Annotated in this window: 18 protein-coding genes and 2 riboswitches; of the genes, 17 read left to right on the top strand and 1 reads right to left on the bottom strand. The window is 42.9% G+C overall.

Features of this window, described 5'->3' with window-relative positions:
* Position 1: 1 nt before the first annotated feature.
* On the bottom strand, positions 2–748 hold the full coding sequence (locus tag ACQKN2_RS22385; protein ID WP_427416903.1) for an energy-coupling factor ABC transporter permease: 747 nt from the start codon (positions 746–748) through the stop codon (positions 2–4).
* Positions 749–888: 140 nt separating this feature from the next.
* Positions 889–1073, bottom strand: a riboswitch (cobalamin riboswitch).
* 229 nt (positions 1074–1302) lie between these two features.
* Positions 1303–1486: riboswitch (cobalamin riboswitch) on the top strand.
* A 136-nt stretch (positions 1487–1622) separates the two neighbouring features.
* Between ACQKN2_RS22385 and ACQKN2_RS22380 the strand changes: the two genes are divergently transcribed.
* The 17 genes from ACQKN2_RS22380 (at position 1623) to ACQKN2_RS22300 (ending at position 18599) form a co-directional block, all read left to right on the top strand.
* Complete coding sequence (locus ACQKN2_RS22380; protein ID WP_427416902.1) at positions 1623–1994, top strand: (2Fe-2S) ferredoxin domain-containing protein; 372 nt, start codon at positions 1623–1625, stop codon at positions 1992–1994.
* Between the two features lie 4 nt (positions 1995–1998).
* The gene (gene cobJ / locus ACQKN2_RS22375; RefSeq protein ID WP_427416901.1) at positions 1999–3669 is read left to right on the top strand and encodes a precorrin-3B C(17)-methyltransferase; all 1671 of its coding nucleotides are present in this window, start codon (positions 1999–2001) and stop codon (positions 3667–3669) included.
* A gap of 14 nt (positions 3670–3683) precedes the next feature.
* Positions 3684–4595 carry a sirohydrochlorin chelatase gene (locus tag ACQKN2_RS22370; RefSeq protein ID WP_427416900.1) on the top strand — a complete coding sequence of 304 codons (912 nt, stop codon included), beginning with the start codon at positions 3684–3686 and terminating at the stop codon, positions 4593–4595.
* Positions 4592–5353, top strand: coding sequence for a precorrin-6A reductase (gene cobK, locus ACQKN2_RS22365; RefSeq protein WP_427416899.1), 762 nt, complete (start codon positions 4592–4594; stop codon positions 5351–5353). The genes ACQKN2_RS22370 and cobK overlap by 4 nt, the downstream gene beginning before the upstream one ends.
* Positions 5354–5365: 12 nt before the next feature.
* Positions 5366–6025: a precorrin-8X methylmutase gene (locus tag ACQKN2_RS22360; protein ID WP_427416898.1), complete on the top strand. Its 660-nt coding sequence runs from the start codon at positions 5366–5368 to the stop codon at positions 6023–6025.
* Positions 6025–7158, top strand: coding sequence for a cobalt-precorrin-5B (C(1))-methyltransferase (locus tag ACQKN2_RS22355; protein ID WP_427416897.1), 1134 nt, complete (start codon positions 6025–6027; stop codon positions 7156–7158). Before ACQKN2_RS22360 ends, ACQKN2_RS22355 begins: the two co-directional genes overlap by 1 nt.
* Positions 7115–8335, top strand: a complete 1221-nt coding sequence (cbiE, locus tag ACQKN2_RS22350; RefSeq protein ID WP_427416896.1) for a precorrin-6y C5,15-methyltransferase (decarboxylating) subunit CbiE — start codon at positions 7115–7117, stop codon at positions 8333–8335. Before ACQKN2_RS22355 ends, cbiE begins: the two co-directional genes overlap by 44 nt.
* Positions 8328–9035: a precorrin-2 C(20)-methyltransferase gene (gene cobI, locus ACQKN2_RS22345; RefSeq protein WP_427416895.1), complete on the top strand. Its 708-nt coding sequence runs from the start codon at positions 8328–8330 to the stop codon at positions 9033–9035. The genes cbiE and cobI overlap by 8 nt, the downstream gene beginning before the upstream one ends.
* Complete coding sequence (gene cobM / locus ACQKN2_RS22340; protein WP_427416894.1) at positions 9035–9820, top strand: precorrin-4 C(11)-methyltransferase; 786 nt, start codon at positions 9035–9037, stop codon at positions 9818–9820. Before cobI ends, cobM begins: the two co-directional genes overlap by 1 nt.
* Positions 9813–10934 (top strand): cobalt-precorrin 5A hydrolase, encoded by a 1122-nt coding sequence (locus ACQKN2_RS22335; protein ID WP_427416893.1) that lies wholly within the window; start codon positions 9813–9815, stop codon positions 10932–10934. The genes cobM and ACQKN2_RS22335 overlap by 8 nt, the downstream gene beginning before the upstream one ends.
* Before the next feature lie 11 nt (positions 10935–10945).
* Complete coding sequence (locus ACQKN2_RS22330; RefSeq protein WP_427416892.1) at positions 10946–12313, top strand: cobyrinate a,c-diamide synthase; 1368 nt, start codon at positions 10946–10948, stop codon at positions 12311–12313.
* Positions 12306–12944 carry a precorrin-2 dehydrogenase/sirohydrochlorin ferrochelatase family protein gene (locus tag ACQKN2_RS22325; RefSeq protein WP_427416891.1) on the top strand — a complete coding sequence of 213 codons (639 nt, stop codon included), beginning with the start codon at positions 12306–12308 and terminating at the stop codon, positions 12942–12944. The genes ACQKN2_RS22330 and ACQKN2_RS22325 overlap by 8 nt, the downstream gene beginning before the upstream one ends.
* Positions 12941–13708 (top strand): uroporphyrinogen-III C-methyltransferase, encoded by a 768-nt coding sequence (gene cobA / locus ACQKN2_RS22320; RefSeq protein WP_427416890.1) that lies wholly within the window; start codon positions 12941–12943, stop codon positions 13706–13708. Before ACQKN2_RS22325 ends, cobA begins: the two co-directional genes overlap by 4 nt.
* Positions 13709–13747: 39 nt before the next feature.
* Positions 13748–14308, top strand: a complete 561-nt coding sequence (locus tag ACQKN2_RS22315) for a nitroreductase family protein (RefSeq protein ID WP_427416889.1) — start codon at positions 13748–13750, stop codon at positions 14306–14308.
* Positions 14309–14322: 14 nt separating this feature from the next.
* The gene (locus tag ACQKN2_RS22310) at positions 14323–14859 is read left to right on the top strand and encodes a cob(I)yrinic acid a,c-diamide adenosyltransferase (protein ID WP_427416888.1); all 537 of its coding nucleotides are present in this window, start codon (positions 14323–14325) and stop codon (positions 14857–14859) included.
* 1407 nt (positions 14860–16266) lie between these two features.
* Entirely contained in the window at positions 16267–17766 is a 1500-nt protein-coding gene (locus ACQKN2_RS22305; RefSeq protein ID WP_427416887.1) for a cobyric acid synthase, read from the top strand.
* The gene (locus ACQKN2_RS22300; protein ID WP_427416886.1) at positions 17763–18599 is read left to right on the top strand and encodes a class I SAM-dependent methyltransferase; all 837 of its coding nucleotides are present in this window, start codon (positions 17763–17765) and stop codon (positions 18597–18599) included. Before ACQKN2_RS22305 ends, ACQKN2_RS22300 begins: the two co-directional genes overlap by 4 nt.
* The last annotated feature ends 124 nt before the right edge of the window (positions 18600–18723 follow it).

Here is an 18723-nt window from a genome sequence, read left to right as displayed (position 1 = left end):
GTTAGTGAGCCTCCTTTGCTGAGAAAACACGTAAAGCTTTTAATTCACTCACATTGTATTTTTTCAAGAAGTTCATAACAATCACTGTTAAAATGCCTTCACTAACAGCAAGAGGAATTTGTGTTAATGCAAAAATACTAGAAAACTTTGTGAATGAAGCCATAAAGCCTCCGACCTCAGAAGGGAAGGCAAGAGCTAATTGTACAGAAGTGACAATATATGTACCTAAGTCACCAAGCATTGCTGCTAAAAAGACTGCTACTGAAAACGACAGTCCCATTTTTTGTGAGCCTTTAAATACATAGTAAGCGATAATAGGGCCCATAATGGCCATGGAAAAGGTGTTTGCCCCTAATGTTGTAAGCCCACCATGTGCTAAAAGTAAAGATTGGAATAATAATACGATTGTCCCGATAACACTCATCGCTAATGGTCCAAAAAGAACTGTCCCAAGTCCAACCCCTGTCGGATGCGAACAACTACCCGTTACAGAAGGGATTTTTAAGGCTGATAGCACAAAGGCAAAGGCACCCGATAGTCCTAATATCATTTTTGTTTCAGGATTTTCATCAATGGTTTTACGAATAGAACGTAATCCTAAAATAATAAAAGGAATTGATACGACCCACCAAAAAATCGCCCATTCGATTGGCAAAAAGCCCTCCATAATATGCATCGCAAATGCACGATCTGGCACGAATAAAAATGCCAATAAGAAATAACTAAGCTTCCAACCTGAGAATTTCAAAAATCTCTCCTCCTCACATTAAAATTTTTCGAATTAGTATGCGAAAAAAAACACTTTTCCGGTATTGGAAAAGTGCATAGCTAAAAAATGCAAATAAAATTCTAATCTGCTAAGCCGCACACCCATCCTCGTAGGTTGAAACGATCACATATTTTTCGGCAGGTCTCCTGGCTTTAGTTCAACGTTTTATAGGCCTTCCCATCCTTTGGACAGTGACATTATCTATAAAACTCCCTAGTACAGTGGCGGGACCGCGCCGGACTTGAACCGGCTTCCCTTTTAAGCGAAATGATGAACAATTCGCACCGAAAAAAGATGAAGTTGTGAGATTTCACGACAAAGTGTAACATGATTTTCCATATATATGCTATACTTTTTATGAAAAAATTTTTAATTGAGTGTTTATGTCGAAAATTTAGATAAATAGAATAGAAATGTCATATTTTTCTTTAAAAAATTAATGAAAATGTCACAAATTAAGAAAGAAATATTGAAATTTTAAAAAAATAAGCTATGATAGAAACAGTTTTTAATTTTATAAAAAAACGACAAATTCATATAAAACATCCATAAGTGCTTGAATATTTTCAAGATAATAGGGAAATCGGTGAGAGTCCGATACAGCCCCCGCTACTGTAATAGCTGATGAAATCGCGGATGCCACTAGTGAAAACTAGGAAGGCGCGAAAGTAAAAGGAAGCTTAAGTCAGGAAACCTGCTTATGTGATGATGCATGCAAACTTTTCGGAGGGAGAAGTTGAAGCGAAAGCGAGTACATATCTATATTCGTTTTTTTGGGCTTCTACAAACCTTTACTCTTCGTCTAGAGTAAAGGTTTTTCTTTTTCCTAAAAGCAAATGAAGGGAGAAAATTTATGACAACTTGGAATTTAGAGGGGATGAAAACACATCTTTTTATATGCAATGGTAGTAGCTGTATGAAAAAAGATGCTGAGGACATTACTCAGGCAATTCGTGATGAAATACAGTTACTGGCACTTGATAAGGAAATACATACGACAAGAACTCGCTGTAACGGCAGGTGTAAGGATGCTTGTGTTGTCATTGCTTATCCTCAGGGGAATTGGTACCGTGTTCCGACAACGGAGCATGGGAGAGCACTTGTACAAGATTTAAATCATGAATCGTTACTAAATGAACATGTCTTTACTTTACGTGAAGGTTCGTTACAACGTACAGCACAAACAACAGCCATTAAAGGTATTGAAAAGGTGAAAGAGGGGTAACAAAATGGCGCAAAAAGGGAAGATTTTCGTAGTTGGCTTTGGCCCTGGAGACTTTAAACATATTACGACTCGTGCTGTAGAGGCACTACAACAAAGTCATATGATCATTGGTTATAAAACCTATGTTGAGCTTATTCAGGATTTAGTTAGTGCAAAGTCGATTATTAGCACTGGTATGACAGAGGAAGTTTCACGTGCACAGGAAGCGGTACGTCAAGCAGAGGCAGGAAGTATCGTATCGGTTATTTCCAGCGGTGATGCCGGTGTTTATGGAATGGCCGGATTAGTGTATGAGGTATTAATAGAGCTTGGCTGGACAGAAGCCACTGGTATCGAGGTAGAAATTGTTCCAGGTATTTCTGCTATTAATTCGTGTGCAAGTTTACTAGGTGCTCCAATTATGCATGACGCCTGTACCATTAGTTTAAGTGACCATTTAACTCCTTGGAATTTAATTGAAAAGCGAGTAGAAGCCGCAGCAATGGCGGATTTTGTGATTGCGCTTTATAACCCAAAAAGTGGACGTCGTACGAGACAAATCGTAGAGGCACAACGAATATTATTAGAATATCGTTCGCCAGATACACCGGTTGGTCTTGTGAAAAGCGCGTATCGTGATCGTCAGGAAATTACGATGACGACTTTAGCAGAAATGCTCGAACATGATATCGGCATGTTAACAACCGTTATTATCGGGAATTCAACAACATTTTTCTACGACAATAAAATGATCACACCACGTGGTTATCAGCGCAAATATACACTTGGTGAAGAAAAACAGCCGTTACGACCACATCAACGACTGAAGGAAGAAAATGAACCATGGGCCATGAATCAGGAAACAGGGGCAGCGCGGAATGATTTTGCGACAGATCCCAATGCGAATCGTATAAAACCCAGTTTAGCTATAACACCAGAACCAAAGCTTAAAAAATCATCACTTGAATTGGCAACAGCAGCTCTGGCAATGGTGAAGGGAACGAGCGCTGTGAAGAGTTCACCTAAGCTTGTTCAACAAAAAATCGAATCCATTTTTGAATTAGCTGTTAGTCCAGGGGTAGCCAATAAGTTTTTTACTCCTCAACAAATGATGACATTAGCTGAGGTAGTTGGTGAGGAAGGAACGATGGAGTATACACCTGACCATCAAATTCATTTGAAAATTCCAACGGCTGAGCCTGAGGTAATTACAGCAAAGCTTCGTGAAGTGGGCTTTTTACTAACACCAATTGGTGACGTACTGTCGTTAAAGGCTTGTGATTTCTGTTACGGAGAAAAAACCGATTCGATTCCATATGCGGAAGAGATTCAAGAAAAGCTTGGTGGCATGTCGTTACCGAAAACATTAAATATTGGCTTTAATGGCTGTGGAATGGCGTGTTATCGAGCGGTATTTGATGATATTGGCATTGTTTATCGTAAAAGTAAATTTGATGTTTTTATTGGTGCCAAGCCGGTTGGTCGAACAGCACATGCGGCCCAGCCTGTTGTGGAGGGATTAGAGCCAGAACAGCTAATACCGCTTATTACTGACATTATCGAAGAATATAAAGCAAATGCACATCCAAATGAACGATTGTTTAAATACTTCAAGCGTGTGAAAAAGATCCTACATTTTACGTATCAAGATATGTCTTCAAAAATAAAAGTAGAGCCAGCTCCATGCGGCGACTAGTGAGGGGTAATGAGATGAAAGCAATTTTATTTGTCGGCCACGGGAGCCGTTTAGAAGCAGGAAATGAAGAGGTGCGTACGTTTATCGAGCAAATGAAACCTCGCGTTGATGAGAGTTTTTTAGTAGAAACATGTTTTTTAGAGTTTGCCTCGCCGAACATTGAAGAAGGTATTACGAACTGTGTGAAAAAGGGTGCTACAGAGGTGCATGTTATTCCGATTATCCTTCTTCATGCGGGGCATTCAAAAATGCATATTCCAGCAGAAATCGAACATGCGCGTGAGCATTATCCAAATATTACGTTCACATATGGTCAAACAATCGGTATCCATGAAGAAATATTCGCTATTTTAGAAGATCGTTTAGCAGAAATCGGCTTTAATGCTGAAGAAGAACATGCGGATACTGCCGTTTTATTAATTGCACGAGGCGGCAGTGACCCGTATGCAAATGGTGATTTTTATAAAATCACACGCTTGTTATGGGAAAAACTCCCTGTACAATATGTGGAAAGCGCCTTTATGGGTGTCACAGATCCTCGTGTTGAAGAAGGAATTGAGCGCTGTGTGAAGCTTGGTGCTAAGAAAATCATTATGCTACCTTACTTTTTATTTACAGGTATCCTAATGGAACGAATGAATGGTATGTGTATGCAATTTACCGAAAAATATCCTGATTGTGATATACAAATTGCCAACTATTTTGGCTATCATGAGCGTTTACAAAATGTGCTTTTAGAGCGTATTGAGCAAGCTGTGAATGGCACATCAACAGGTATGCAAGATTTAGAAAATTATCGTGCTTATGCGGCAGTGCATGGACATGCGCATCATCATCACCACCATGATCACGATCATGGACATGACCACCATCATCACGACCATGACCATGACCATCATCACCATGAAGAGGAGCCAGTGAAATGATTTTCATGTTAGCGGGGACGAGCGATGCAAGGAATTTAGCGCTTGAACTACAGTCAGCAGGTTTTTCTGTGACTGCAACGGTCGTCACTGATTCAGCCGCTTCAAGCCTTGCAGAAGTAGGCCTTCCTTATTTAGTCGGTCGTTTAACGGCGGAGGAAATGGCGACGATTATTACAGAGCGAGGGTACCGTTTAGTTGTAGATGCCTCACATCCATTTGCTGAAGAAGCTTCAAAAAATGCGATGGCGGCAGCTGAGCAAGCAAATGTTCCATATATTCGCTATGAACGTGCGCATGAGCATTATGCCCATCCACTAATTACGATTGTGAAAGATTATGAGGAGGCTGCTCATTTAGCAGCGGGAAAACGTGGCGTCATTATGCTAACGACAGGCAGTAAAACGCTAGCGACTTTTACAAAGGTGTTACATGGCTTAGAAGATACACGAGTGATTGCGCGCATGCTTCCTCGACTCGATAATATGGAAAAATGTGAAGCACTTGGTGTGGCACAAAGAGATATTGTTGCCATACAGGGTCCTTTTTCAAAGGAATTAAACGAAGCCCTCTTTCGTCAGTACGGTGTGACATTGATGATTACGAAAGAAAGCGGCAAGGTTGGCTCAGTGGATGAAAAGCTAGAGGCTGCCCTTGCATGTGGCATCGAAACAGTTTTAATTGCAAGACCAAATATCAAATACGGACAGCAATATTCTGCATTTGAAGATGTATTACAAGCTGTAGAAAACACACTTTAGGAGGCAATTCAGATGGATTTTAAAACAGATTTCAAACCATTAACAGTAGACCCGGATAAAATTTACGATTACAGTTTCGCAATTATTGCAGAAGAAATGGGCGAGCATAATTTCTCGGAAGATGAGTGGAAAATTGTACGTCGTATCATTCACGCTTCCGCTGACTTTGAATTAGGACGTAGCGTTATTATTACACCAGGAGCAATTGAGGCCGGTATTAAATCAATCCTTGCTGGTCGCCACGTCATTGCAGATGTGCAAATGATCGAAAGTGGTTCAGGGAAAAAACGTTTCCAAAAGCATGGCGGCGATTTACACTGCTATATTGCAGATGAAGACGTATCGATTGAAGCGAAAAAACACAACACAACACGTGCAATTATCTCTACGCAGAAGGCTGCTAAATTACATGAAGGTGGCATTTATGCAATTGGTAATGCACCGACAGCATTGCTGGAATTAATTCGTTTAATTAAAGAAGGCTTAGCGAAACCAGATTTAATTATCGGTATGCCAGTTGGCTTCGTATCAGCTGCTGAATCAAAGGAAGAGCTATTAAAACTAGAAGGTATTCCATATATTACAAATGTTGGTCGTAAAGGCGGTAGTACAGTGACGGTTGCCGCATTGAATGCTGTCTCACTTTTAGCGGATGAACAGGCGAAAAAATAATGGAGCGGAAGCCTAAAAAGGATCCTAAAGACATGCGTCACGGTTATACAACGGGATCCTGTGCAACTGCAGTAACAAAGGCTGCATTACTCGCTTTAATTACAAATGAAGAGCAAGAAACAAGTACCATTCATTTACCGATTGGGCGAGATGCAACCTTTACGATAGAAAAATGTACATTTCAGAACGATGCTGTAAGCTGTGAGACGATTAAAGATGCTGGTGATGACCCAGATGCAACCCATAAAGCACTCATTGTTGGCACAGTAAGCTGGGCGGATATGCCAGGCATTCATCTGGACGGTGGAATTGGTGTCGGGCGCGTAACAAAGCCCGGCTTACCAGTACCTGTCGGAGAAGCAGCCATCAATCCCGTGCCACGGAAGATGATTCATAGTACTGTACAAGCCGTACTCGATGAATTTCAAATTAAACGGGGTGTTAACGTTGTTATTTCCGTCCCTAAGGGTGAGGAAATGGCTAAAAAAACGTTAAATGGGCGCCTTGGTATTATCGGAGGCATCTCCATTTTAGGCACAAGGGGAACCGTCGTGCCTTTTTCGAGTTCCGCCTATATGGCCAGTATTGTGCAAGCGATTAGTGTTGCGAAAGAGGCTGGTTGTGAGCATTTAGTTGTGACGACAGGTGGACGTAGTGAAAAGTATGCGATGGCACAGTACCCTAATTTGCCAGAGGAAGCGTTTATAGAGATGGGCGATTTTGTAGGCTTTACATTAAAGCATTGTAAACGACTAGGTATGAAACAAGTATCGCTTGTTGGGATGATGGGGAAATTCTCGAAGGTTGCACAAGGTGTCATGATGGTGCACTCCAAAAGTGCGCCTATTGATTTTAACTTTTTAGCTCAATTAGCAGTGGATATAGGTGCAGATGAAGAAACTGTTACGAACGTACGAGAGGCTAACACTGCTTCACAAGTCGGAGAAATTATGGCGGAGAGTGGCTATGATGCTTTCTTCCACCGTTTATGTGAGGCTTGCTGCTATTCATCATTACACCATATTAAGGGCAGTTTAACGCTTTCTACATCGATCTATTCGATGCAGGGACAATTATTAGGAAGGGCTGATGACATTGCATCGATCGATGAAATTGATTGGGATAGGGGATAACGGACAAGAAAGCTTACTACCGCAATATGTAAAGTGGATTGAAGACTGTGAGGTGCTGGTAGGTGGAGAGCGAGTTCTAGCATTTTTCCCGAACTTTACAGGAGAAAAAATGTTGATTAAAGGTGGACTTTCAGCGCTAGTTGAAAGATTGTCTGCAGAAACGAGAAATACTGTTATTTTAGCGTCAGGTGATCCATTATTTTACGGAATCGGTGGGTATTTAGCGAAGAAGCTAGACATTGACGTTTATCCATATCTGAGCTCAGTCCAGCTTGCTTTCTCAAAGATGGGGGAAAGCTGGCAAGATGCTTATGTCACAAGTATTCATGGGCGCTCCATGAAAGGCTTAGCACAGCGTATTGATGGTAAAAAGAAAGTGGCACTGCTAACTGATGCAGAGAATAATCCAAATGAGTTGGCACGTTATTTAAAACATTTTGGTATGACAGAATACCGTGCATTTGTGGCAGAAAATTTACAGGGCACAAATGAAAAATTCGGCTGGTATTCACTTGATGAATTAGAAAAGGTTGATTTTTCTCCTTTAAATGTAGTCATTCTACAGCAAACTTCAGGTCCGAAACGCTATGCACTCGGTATCGATGATGAAGAATTCTCACAGCGTAAGCCTGATAAAGGTCTGATTACCAAAAAAGAAATTCGTATCTTAAGTTTACAAGCGATGCAGCTACAAAAGGATAGCATCATTTGGGACGTTGGTACATGTACAGGTTCGATGGCTATTGAGGCCGGTAAGCTTGCGCCAGAAGGTCAAATATTTGCAGTAGAGAAAAACGCACCTGATTTGAACAATTGCTTGCAAAATCAGCAAAAGTTCCGTGTAGATATTACAGCTATTCATAGTAAAGCGCCTGCGGGACTTGAAAACTTCCCTGATCCCGATGCGATTTTTATCGGCGGCACAGGAGGAGAAATGGTGGAGCTTTTACAATTATGCTGTTCACGCTTAAAGCCAAACGGTCGTATTGTTTTAAATGCTGCAACCATTGAAAATTTATATAAGGCTGTCGAAGCGTTTAAGTCTTGTGGCTTCGCTGTAGACATATTGCAGGCACAGCTTGCACGTAGCAAACCAATATTAGATATGACACGTTTTGTCCCATTAAATCCGATTTACATTATTTCTGCATATCGAAAGGAAGAAAATCATGAGTAATCTTGGTATTTTATATGGCTTGGGCATAGGTCCTGGCGATCCAGAGTTAATTACAGTTAAGGCATTCCGTGTCATTCAGGAATCGCCTGTTATTGCGTATCCAAAAAAACTAAAAGGCAGTAAAAGCTACGCACATCGTATCGTAGATGTCTACATTAACCCAGCAGAAAAGGACATGCTTGGCCTAGTATTTCCAATGACAAAGGATGAGGCTGTTTTAGAACGCGAATGGACGAAATCAGTTGAACTTGTGTATGAAAAATTACAAGAAGGTAAGGACGTCGCATTCGTAACAGAAGGAGATCCATTATTATATAGTACGTTCATCCATATGATGAAGCTCATGCAGGACATGCACCCTGACGTTGAAATTCAAACAGTTCCTGGTATTTCTTCGTTCAACGGTTCAGCATCACGACTTGGAATTGCGCTAGCAGATGGTGATGATCGTGTTGCCATTGTACCTGCACATGATGACTATGAGGCTATGCGTGAAGCGATTGAAAGTCACGATGCAGTAGTGTTTATAAAAGTAGCGAAGGTTATTGATTTAATGCTTGAGGTGCTACGTGATTTAGATTTACTAGATAAGGCATCTGTCGTAACAAAGGTAACATCTGACGAGGAAATCATTTGGGATGTTCGCGAGCTAGACGGTGTCGATTTAGAATATTTAACGTTAATGGTGGTGCGTAAATAATGAAGAAAATATATATTGTCGGCGCTGGTCCTGGTGATCCAGATTTAATTACAGTCAAAGGTTTACATATGCTACAAACAGCAGACGTTGTTATGTATACAGATTCTTTAGTGAGTGAGGACCTGATTGCAAAGGCAAGACCTGATGCAGAGGTTATTCGTACAGCAGGTATGCATTTAGAGGAAATGGTAGCGGTCATGGTAGATCGTGTTAACGCGGGCAAAGTAGTAGCTCGTATGCATACAGGAGACCCTGCTATGTATGGCGCGATCATGGAGCAGGTGGCCCTATTAAAAAAAGAGGGCATTGGCTATGAGGTCATTCCTGGTGTTAGCTCTGTCTTCGCTTCTGCTGCGGCAATAGGGGCAGAATTAACAATTCCTGACTTAACACAAACACTTATTTTAACGCGTGCCGAAGGTCGTACACCTGTACCAGAATTCGAAAAGCTACGCGATTTAGCGAGTCATCACTGTACAATTGCATTATTCCTGAGCGCAACGCTAACAAAGAAAATAGTAAAAGAATTACAAAGTGCTGGCTGGGCTGATGATACACCAGTAGCTGTTATTCATCGAGCTTCTTGGCCAGATCAAAAAATCGTACGGACAACATTAATTGAACTGGATGAAGCAATGCGTGTGAACGGTATTCGTAAGCATGCGATGATTTTAGCCGGCTGGGCATTAGATCCGGATATTCATGATAAAGATCAATATCGTTCGAAATTATATGATGCTACCTTCACACATGGCTTTAGAAAAGGTGTGAAGACAAGTGATTGAGTTACAAGAGGGCGTCTTACCCGAGGTTAATCAACGAAATCCTTATGCAGTTGTCGCCATTACAAAGCACGGTGTTCAAATCGGACGTCGCTTGCAGCATACTTTTGCTGCGAGCGATTTATATTACATGAGCAAATTTGAGCAGGGGGATGAAGCGGAAAAGCATATTCAAATGTTTACAGGTACTGTGCGTTTACTGCTGCCTACTCTTTTTAAGCAATATAAAGGCTTAATTTTAATCATTTCACTCGGTGCAGTTGTTCGCATGATAGCACCGATTTTAAAGGATAAAAAGACAGATCCAGGCGTAGTTGTTATTGACGACCGTGGTGAAAATGTGATTAGCGTTTTATCGGGACATTTAGGTGGCGCCAATGAGCTGACACATGAAGTAGCTGCAGCACTTGGAGCAAATCCAATTATTACGACAGCTTCAGATGTGCAAAAGACGATTCCGGTTGATTTATTTGGGGCGCGTTTTGGCTGGGTATGGGATAGTGCCGATAAACTGACACCTGTAAGTGCCTCTGTTGTGAACGAGGAGCATATCGCCATCGTTCAGGAAACGGGGGAACGTGACTGGTGGATGCGTGACACAGCGATGCCAGAGGAAATTAAAATTTACTCGACAACATATGCAGCGATTGAAGCGAAACCACATGCGACATTGCTAATTACTGACCGCATTATTGACCAAGAGGAAGAAGTGCTTCTTGAAAATGGTGTTATATATCGACCAAAATCGGTCGTGCTTGGCATGGGCTGTAATCGTGGGACATCTGTGGAAGAAATTGAACAAGTCATTGATGAAACTCTTGCAGAACTGAAGCTTTCGAAAAAAAGTGTCAAAGCGCTATGCACGATTGATTTAAAGAAGGACGAGCAATGCTTCCTAGAAATAACGAAGAAATATGATTGGGAGTTTGTTACATATTCACCGGCAGAATTAAATGAAATAGATTTCCCATCAACTTCGGAAACCGTTTTTAAATATACCGGAGCATATGGGGTGAGTGAGCCTGCTGCAATGCGTTATGCGCAGGTGGAGTCGCTTGTGCTAGAAAAGAAAAAATCGGGCAATGCTACTATCTCTGTTGCTAGATTAACATTTTAAGGAGGAAGCCTATGCAAACGAATCGCTTTGTACTTGCCGGTACTGGCAGTGGAGTTGGTAAAACAACTTTTACTATTGGACTCATGAAAGCATTACAAGAAAAGGGCAAAATTGTGCAGGGCTTTAAATGTGGTCCCGATTATATTGACCCTACTTATCATACTGCGGTTACAGGACGGGCCTCGCGCAATATCGATAGCTGGATGTTTTCACATGAAGCGGTGTGTGATATTGTTGCGCGCGCAAGCAAAGATGCTGATGTTTCCATTATTGAAGGAGTGATGGGCTTTTATGATGGCAAAAGTCCGTTATCGGATGCTGGCTCTGCAGCAGACATTAGTGTTGTAACAAAGAGTCCTGTTATTTTAATTGTTAATTGTGCAAGTATGGCACGAAGTGTAGCAGCCGTTGTGAAGGGCTTCCAATTGTTGTCCGATCAACCGAATATCGTTGGCGTTATTGCCAACCAAGTTGGAAGTGTCGGCCATTATGAAATTGCGAAGGCTGCTATTGAGCAGGAGTGTGGTATTCCTGTGATCGGCTATTTGAAGCGTGAGCAAGGGATTGATATTCCTAGTCGTCATTTAGGATTAGTGCCAGCGATTGAACGAGGAGAACTCGATCCATTTTTTGATAAGCTAGGCTCTTTAATGGCGGAGACGATTGATTTAGAGCAATTGCTTGAACTAACAAAGGCTCCTGTTCTACAAGAATCCGGGCAATTATTTGCGGAACAACCATCGCAAAATATTTGCATTGCCGTAGCTAAGGATGCAGCGTTTAACTTCTATTATGAAGAGAATTTGGCGCTGCTACGTGCAAAAGGAGCAGAGCTGCAATTTTTCTCACCACTTGCGAATGAACCTGTTCCGCCTGATGCAGACGGATTGTATATCGGTGGGGGCTTCCCCGAAGAATTTGCAGATATTTTAGCGGAAAATTCGGATGTCAAAAAGTCTATTCGTGAAGCAATTGCCAAAGGTCTACCGACATTAGCTGAGTGTGGAGGCTTCATGTATTTGACGGAGGCTATTACGAATAGTAATGGTGACCGTTACGACATGGTTGGTGTTATTCCAGGAGAAGTAGCGATGCAAACAAAGCTAGCGGCTCTCGGCTACCGAGAAATTTTCGGCACACAACATAATTTTTTAATTGGTACGGATGAGGAAGCTAAGGGACATGAATTCCACTATTCAAAATATAGCGGCTCACACAATACGCCTGCCTATGAAACGAAGGGACGCTTTGGTAACAAACATGAGGGCTACCAAGCAGGAAATTTAGTAGCTGGCTACACCCATTTTCATTTTGTATCGAACCCAAAGCTTGTTGACAATTGGTTAACAGCTTGTAAGAAGGTGAAAAATCATGACTAATTATTTTCCTATTCACATCAATATTGAATATAAAACCGTAGTAATTGTTGGTGGGGGACACGTAGCAACACAGAAGGTAGCATCACTGCTACCAGCTAAAGCCAATATTGTCGTTGTAAGCCCAACTCTTGATGACTCATTAATACCACTTGCGGAATCAGGGCAAATTACGTGGCATGAAAAAGAATTTGAACCGCGTGACTTAGATGATGCATCACTCATTATTGCGGCAACAAATGATACGTCAGTAAATGAGGCTGTACAAGAAGCAGCCCAGCATTGGCAGCTCATCAATCGCGCTGATGCACAGGCTGAAAGCGACTTTATTACGCCTGCAACAGTGCGCCGTGGTCCTTTAGTGTTGACTGTTTCAACGTCAGGTGCCAGTCCAGCACTAGCTCGGAAAATCAAAGCTGATCTCGAAGAGCAATTTGATGAGGTTTACGATGACTATGTATGCTTCTTGCAACAGGCACGTTTAATGATTGCTGCGAAGTTTGAAAAAGGCCCAGAAAGACGTACCGCTTTACAAGCATTACTGGAACCAAGCTTATTAGAATGGACACGCAATGGAGAGATTGATAGACGTGAAGCATTTTTACAACAAATACTGATGGGAGTAGCGCGATGAAAGACGGAATAGTGTATTTAGTTGGAGCCGGACCAGGAGATCCAAAGCTCATTACAGTGTATGGGCTCGAATGTATTCAAAAGGCTGATGTCATTGCTTATGACCGTCTTGTGAACCCAAAATTGCTAGAGTTTGCGAAAAAAGATGCTGAGCTTGTGTACTGTGGTAAATTACCTGGTAAGCATCACTTAATTCAAGATGAGATTCATACATTGATAGTCGAGAAAGCGCAGGAAGGCAAGATTGTCACACGTTTAAAGGGTGGCGATCCATTCGTTTTTGGTCGCGGTGCAGAGGAAGCGGAAATCTTAAAAAATCATGGAATTGCTTATGAAATCGTACCTGGTATTACAGCAGGGATTGCTGCTCCGGCGTATGCTGGTATTCCTGTAACACACCGAGACTTTGCAACAAGTTTTGCCCTTGTAACAGGACATGGTCGTGAGGAAAAAGGACAGGACTTTTTGAATTGGCCTGCACTTGCAACAGGTATCGATACAGTCGCTTTTTATATGAGTGTGGGCAATATTGCTTATATTTCTAGAAAGCTCATCGAAAATGGTCGTAAGGCAACGACTCCAGTCGCCGTTATTGAGTGGGGAACAACAGATCAACAACGTACCATTACAGGTCAGCTTGATGAAATAGCTACCATTATTGAACGAGAAGGCTACCATAACCCTTCCATGATTGTCGTTGGCGAGGTCGTCAATGTACGCGAGAAAATTCAATGGTTTGAGGAGCAAGGGCTTGCTATCTCATAAAGGAATAAAACTTATTTGAGCATAAGGAGGAAATACATCATGACAGTAATCGAGGCTTTAAAAAATCGCCGTGCGATTCGCAATTACACTACACAGCCTGTTGAAAAAGAGAAAATCGAGCAAATTTTACAAGCTGCCACTTATGCTCCAAATGACCGTATGCGTGAGCCTTGGCATTTTTATGTTATTCAAGATGAGGCAATGAATCGCTATGAGGAAATGGCAAATGCTTATTTACAGGAGCGATTCCCAACAAAGCCAAATTTAGTAGAAAGCTCGCTAAAGGTTGTAACAACAACGCCTGTGGCTATTGTTGTTACAGCAGATATTGTAGAAAACGATGCTGATGCAACAGCGGATAATGTCTTTGCCGTATGCAGTGCCATCATGTCTATGTGGCTTGCCGCAGAGGAGTTAGGACTTGGCTTTGTATGGCGTACACGCGGCGTAGGACTAGTTCATGACCCACGTATGCATGCATTTATTGGCGCAAGTGAATCACAAAAAGTAGTAGGAACTATCTTTATTGGCTATCCAGAAGAGCAGGAGCTTAAAGACAAGAAACGTAGCCCAATTGAAGAAAAAACAACATGGCTATAAGGGAGGCTTAAAGAATGGCTAGAAAAGGCTTATTTTTAGTATATACAGGTGAAGGGAAGGGCAAAACAACAGCTTCCCTTGGTGTCACATTGCGCGCAGTTGGTCGTGGCCTAAATGTACGATATATGCAATTTATAAAATCACCCGAGCGCACATATGGAGAGCAAATTGCTCTTCGAAAGCTTGGAGTAGAAATGGAGCAAATGGGAATCGGCTTTACTTGGACAAAAACACCCGAGGAGCATCGTGACGCTTTAGCAAAGGCATGGAAAAAAACAAAGGCCGCCCTACAAGATGACGGCATAGATTTACTCGTATTAGACGAGCTCAACAACGCGCTTGCTATAACAAAATTCCCAATCGATGACGTGCTCCCATTAGCCGAAGTCATAGAAGCCATTCAGCAGCGCCCAACTACCATGCATTTAGTGGTAACCGGACGTAGCGCCAATCCAGCACTTGTGGAAATGGCCGATTTAGTATCAACAATTGATGCAACAAAGCACTATTATGACGAAGGCATACCAGCAGTTAAAGGTCTAGAATTCTAATTGATGCCCGCGCGTCGGAGTGATACTCGCGCTTTGAAGGGAAATACCCGCGGAGCGAAGCAGAATACCCGCGATTTGTGGTGAAATACCCGCGCTTAGGAGTGAAATACCCGCGGAGCGAGGTAGAACACCCGCGAAGTAAGCGGCCCCCTCGCAATCGAGGAATGCCTGCACTTTGTGGTGAAATACCCGCGGAAGGAAGCAGAATACCCGCGCTTTGGGGTGAAATACCCGCGGAAGGAAGCAGAATACCCGCGCTTTGGGGTGAAATACCCGCGGAACGAGGCAGAATACCCGCGATTTGAAGGGAAATACCCGCGGAGCGAGGTAGAACACCCGCGAAGTAAGCGGCCCCCTCGCGAAGGAGGAAAACCTGCACTTTGTGGGAAAATACCCGCGGAGCGAAGCCTAATACCCGCGATTTGGGGTGAAATACCCCGGAACGAGGCAGAATACCCGCGCTATGAAGGGAAATACCCGCGGAGCGAGGTAGAACACCCGCGAAGCAAGCGCCCCCCTTGCGATGGAGGAATACCCACGCTTTGAAGGGAAATACCCGCGGAGCGAAGCAGAATACCCGCGATTTGGGGTGAAATACCCGCGGAACGAGGCAGAATACCCGCGCTTTGAAGGGAAATACCCGCGGAGCGAGGTAGAATACCCGCGAAGTAAGCGGTCCCCTCGCAATCGAGGAATGCCTGCACTTTGTGGTGAAATACCCGCGGAAGGAAGCAGAATACCCGCGCTTTGTGGTGAAATACCCGCGGAACGAGGCAGAATACCCGCGATTTGGGGTGAAATACCCGCGGAACGAGGCAGAATACCCGCGCTTTGGAGTGAAATACCCGCGCTTTGTGGGAAAATACCCGCGGAACGAGGTAGAACTCCCGCGAAGCAAGCACCCCCCTTGCAATCGAGGAATGTCTGCACTTTGTGGTGAAATACCCGCGGAAGGAAGCAGAATACCCGCGCTTTGGGGTGAAATACCCGCGGAACGAGGCAGAATACCCGCGCTTTGGAGTGAAATACCCGCGGAAGGAAGCAGAATACCCGCACTTTGTGGTGAAATACCCGCGCTTTGTGGGAAAATACCCGCGGAACGAGGTAGAACTCCCGCGAAGCAAGCGCCCCCCTTGCAATCGAGGAATGCCTGCACTTTGTGGTGAAATACCCGCGGAAGGAAGCAGAATACCCGCACTTTGTGGTGAAATACCCGCGGAACGAGGCAGAATACCCGCGCTTTGGAGTGAAATACCCGCGGAACGAGGTAAAATACTCGCGAAGCAAGCGCCCCCTCGCGATGGAAGAATACCCACGCTTTGAAGGGAATACCCGCGGAACGGAGCAGAATGCCCGCGCAGTAAATTCTGCCCCACGCTTCAACGATAAATAAAGGAGGGAAAGACTATGCCAGCAAAATCTATCATGATTCAAGGAACAGCTTCTGATGTAGGGAAAAGTATGATTTGTACTGCGCTGTGCCGTATTTTCTCTGATGATGGGCTGAAGGTAGTACCGTTTAAATCGCAAAATATGGCCCTTAATTCGTTTGTTACTCAAGATGGCGGGGAAATTGGCCGTGCACAGGGTGTACAAGCAGAGGCGGCACGTGTTGTCGCAACTACGGATATGAATCCGATATTGCTAAAACCAAAGCAGGATATGGTTTCGGAAGTGATTGTTCATGGTAAGCATTTTTTAAATATGGACGCCAAAAGTTATCGCAATCAATTCGTTCAAGAAGCGATGCCAATCGTTGAAAAGTCAGTGCGAACTTTACAAAATACATATGATGTCATTGTCCTTGAAGGTGCGGGAAGCCCGGCAGAAATTAATTTGAAAGACCGTGATATAGCCAATATGCGCATGGCTCATCTAGCAGATGCTGCGGTTGTGCTAGTTGCTGATATCGATCGAGGTGGAGTATTTGCATCGATTATTGGAACGCTCGCATTACTAGATGATGCAGAACGTGCACGTGTAAAAGGGCTTATTATTAATAAATTCAGAGGAATGCGTGAGTTACTTGATGATGGCATTGAATGGGTAGAGCGTGAAACGGGGATTCCTGTCCTTGGAGTTGTACCGTATGTAGAGGTCAATATAGAGGCTGAAGACTCGCTTGCACTATCTTCATTACGCTTTAAAAAGCCAAAGCCTGGAGAGTTTGCAGTGGATGTGGCTATGATTCGTTTGCCGCGCATTTCAAACTTTACAGATGTTGATCCTTTTTTCGATGAGCCAGAGGTTGGTGTCCGTTTAATCGGCAATGTCAATGAGCTTGGGACGCCCGATTTACTAATATTACCTGGAACAAAAAGTACAATGGATGATTTAGCTTGGTTAAAGGCACAGGGCTTCGATCAAGCGATAGCTAATTTACGTGCACGAGGGACAAAAATTATTGGCATCTGTGGTGGCTTCCAAATGCTTGGCGAAACGTTACTAGACCCAGATGCTGTAGAAGGAAATGGCGATTCAGCGCAAGGTCTAGCCTTATTGCCAATGGAAACTGTATTTGTTGGCGATAAAAAGACAGTTCAAATGACAGGAACAAGAGGACAGGATACGTTCACTGGTTATGAAATTCATCTAGGACGTACAAAAATTTTGCGTGATGAAGTATCACCATTTTTACAGCTTGCAGATGGGCGCGTAGATGGGGCAGTCAGTACAGATGAACTAGTGGTCGGAACATATTTCCACGGCTTATTCCATAATCGCACCTTTACACGACAGCTCATCAACGATATTCGCGTGAAAAATGGCCTCGCAGCTCTACCAAGTGATGTAAAAAGTGACGCAGAACGTAGAGAGGACGCATACAGTATGCTTGCAAAGCATGTGCGTGCGAATCTCGATATGAAAAAAATATACGAAATCATGAATATAGAGGTACCTGTATGACAAGAAAAGGACCGTTAGCCATTGATTATGGGGCGTTATGGCAGGAAGGTATGAAAGACTGGCGTGGCCAAATGCCTGAAAGAATGATCAATGATCAATTAGAGGAGCAGTTTTGGGCGCAGTCCATTGCCCGTAAAAAGGCTGGACAAACAGATCCTTATGCTGCAAAAATTTTTCAAGAAATTAAAAAAAGTATTCAACCTGAGCACTCGGTTTTGGAAATTGGTCCAGGCTGGGGCAATTATACATTTCCACTAGCAGATCATGTGCGAAAGCTAACTTGTGTAGATAGCTCAGAAAGTATCCTTAGCTATTTAGAAAATTGCATGGAGGATAGGCAACATGTTTCTTATCTTCATGCAAAATGGGAAGGCCTTTCTGCAGATGAGGTAGAAGCGCACGATATCGTCATCGGTGTCAATTGCTTTTATCGTATGTATGACATCAAATCCGCCCTTTACCATATGAATCGTCTAGCTAAAAAGCGTGCAATAATTGGCATGACGACAGGGCCAATACAACCCCATTATGAAATTTTGTACGAAAAGTATGGCTACGATATTAAATTTCCACGAAGAGATTATATAGAATTTTTAAATTTGCTCTATGAAATGGATATTTATGCTGAATGCAAAATCATCCCATTAGAACGAGTGTATGAATATGAAAGCTATGAGCAGCTTGTAACGACACAAAGTAAAAAAATACTAAATGATACTTTTAATAGAGCACATGTTGAAGAGTCGCTATTGCCATTTATTGAGGAAAAGAATGGGCGTTATTATTATCGTCATGATTTCCACGCTGCACTCGTATCATGGGAGCCGAAATAATTACGAAACCTTTGGACAAAATTAATGACTGAAGTGACCCCTAAAAGTTAGACACGGTTATTTCATTAGGCAGCTTGGGTAAAATGAGTTCGGTATTGCACCGGACTCATTTTTAATTTTGCCT

Origin of the sequence: Lysinibacillus sp. NPDC093688, from assembly GCF_050280145.1 — a bacterium.
Lineage (GTDB): Bacteria > Bacillota > Bacilli > Bacillales_A > Planococcaceae > Lysinibacillus > Lysinibacillus xylanilyticus_B.
The sequence above is the reverse complement of the archived record's forward strand: the minus strand, read 5'-3'. Positions and strand labels throughout refer to the sequence as shown.

Bases quoted from the DNA above. Each gene is read 5' to 3' on its own strand.
- ACQKN2_RS22300 (WP_427416886.1), top strand. From the start codon at position 17,763: ATGACAAGAAAAGGACCGTTAGCCATTGATTATGGGGCGTTATGGCAG.
- ACQKN2_RS22315 (WP_427416889.1), top strand. From the start codon at position 13,748: ATGACAGTAATCGAGGCTTTAAAAAATCGCCGTGCGATTCGCAATTAC.
- ACQKN2_RS22330 (WP_427416892.1), top strand. From the start codon at position 10,946: ATGCAAACGAATCGCTTTGTACTTGCCGGTACTGGCAGTGGAGTTGGT.
- cobA (WP_427416890.1), top strand. From the start codon at position 12,941: ATGAAAGACGGAATAGTGTATTTAGTTGGAGCCGGACCAGGAGATCCA.
- cbiE (WP_427416896.1), top strand. From the start codon at position 7,115: ATGACATTGCATCGATCGATGAAATTGATTGGGATAGGGGATAACGGA.
- ACQKN2_RS22305 (WP_427416887.1), top strand. From the start codon at position 16,267: ATGCCAGCAAAATCTATCATGATTCAAGGAACAGCTTCTGATGTAGGG.
- ACQKN2_RS22310 (WP_427416888.1), top strand. From the start codon at position 14,323: ATGGCTAGAAAAGGCTTATTTTTAGTATATACAGGTGAAGGGAAGGGC.
- ACQKN2_RS22325 (WP_427416891.1), top strand. From the start codon at position 12,306: ATGACTAATTATTTTCCTATTCACATCAATATTGAATATAAAACCGTA.
- cobJ (WP_427416901.1), top strand. From the start codon at position 1,999: ATGGCGCAAAAAGGGAAGATTTTCGTAGTTGGCTTTGGCCCTGGAGAC.
- cobI (WP_427416895.1), top strand. From the start codon at position 8,328: ATGAGTAATCTTGGTATTTTATATGGCTTGGGCATAGGTCCTGGCGAT.
- cobK (WP_427416899.1), top strand. From the start codon at position 4,592: ATGATTTTCATGTTAGCGGGGACGAGCGATGCAAGGAATTTAGCGCTT.
- ACQKN2_RS22380 (WP_427416902.1), top strand. From the start codon at position 1,623: ATGACAACTTGGAATTTAGAGGGGATGAAAACACATCTTTTTATATGC.
- ACQKN2_RS22370 (WP_427416900.1), top strand. From the start codon at position 3,684: ATGAAAGCAATTTTATTTGTCGGCCACGGGAGCCGTTTAGAAGCAGGA.
- ACQKN2_RS22360 (WP_427416898.1), top strand. From the start codon at position 5,366: ATGGATTTTAAAACAGATTTCAAACCATTAACAGTAGACCCGGATAAA.
- ACQKN2_RS22355 (WP_427416897.1), top strand. From the start codon at position 6,025: ATGGAGCGGAAGCCTAAAAAGGATCCTAAAGACATGCGTCACGGTTAT.
- cobM (WP_427416894.1), top strand. From the start codon at position 9,035: ATGAAGAAAATATATATTGTCGGCGCTGGTCCTGGTGATCCAGATTTA.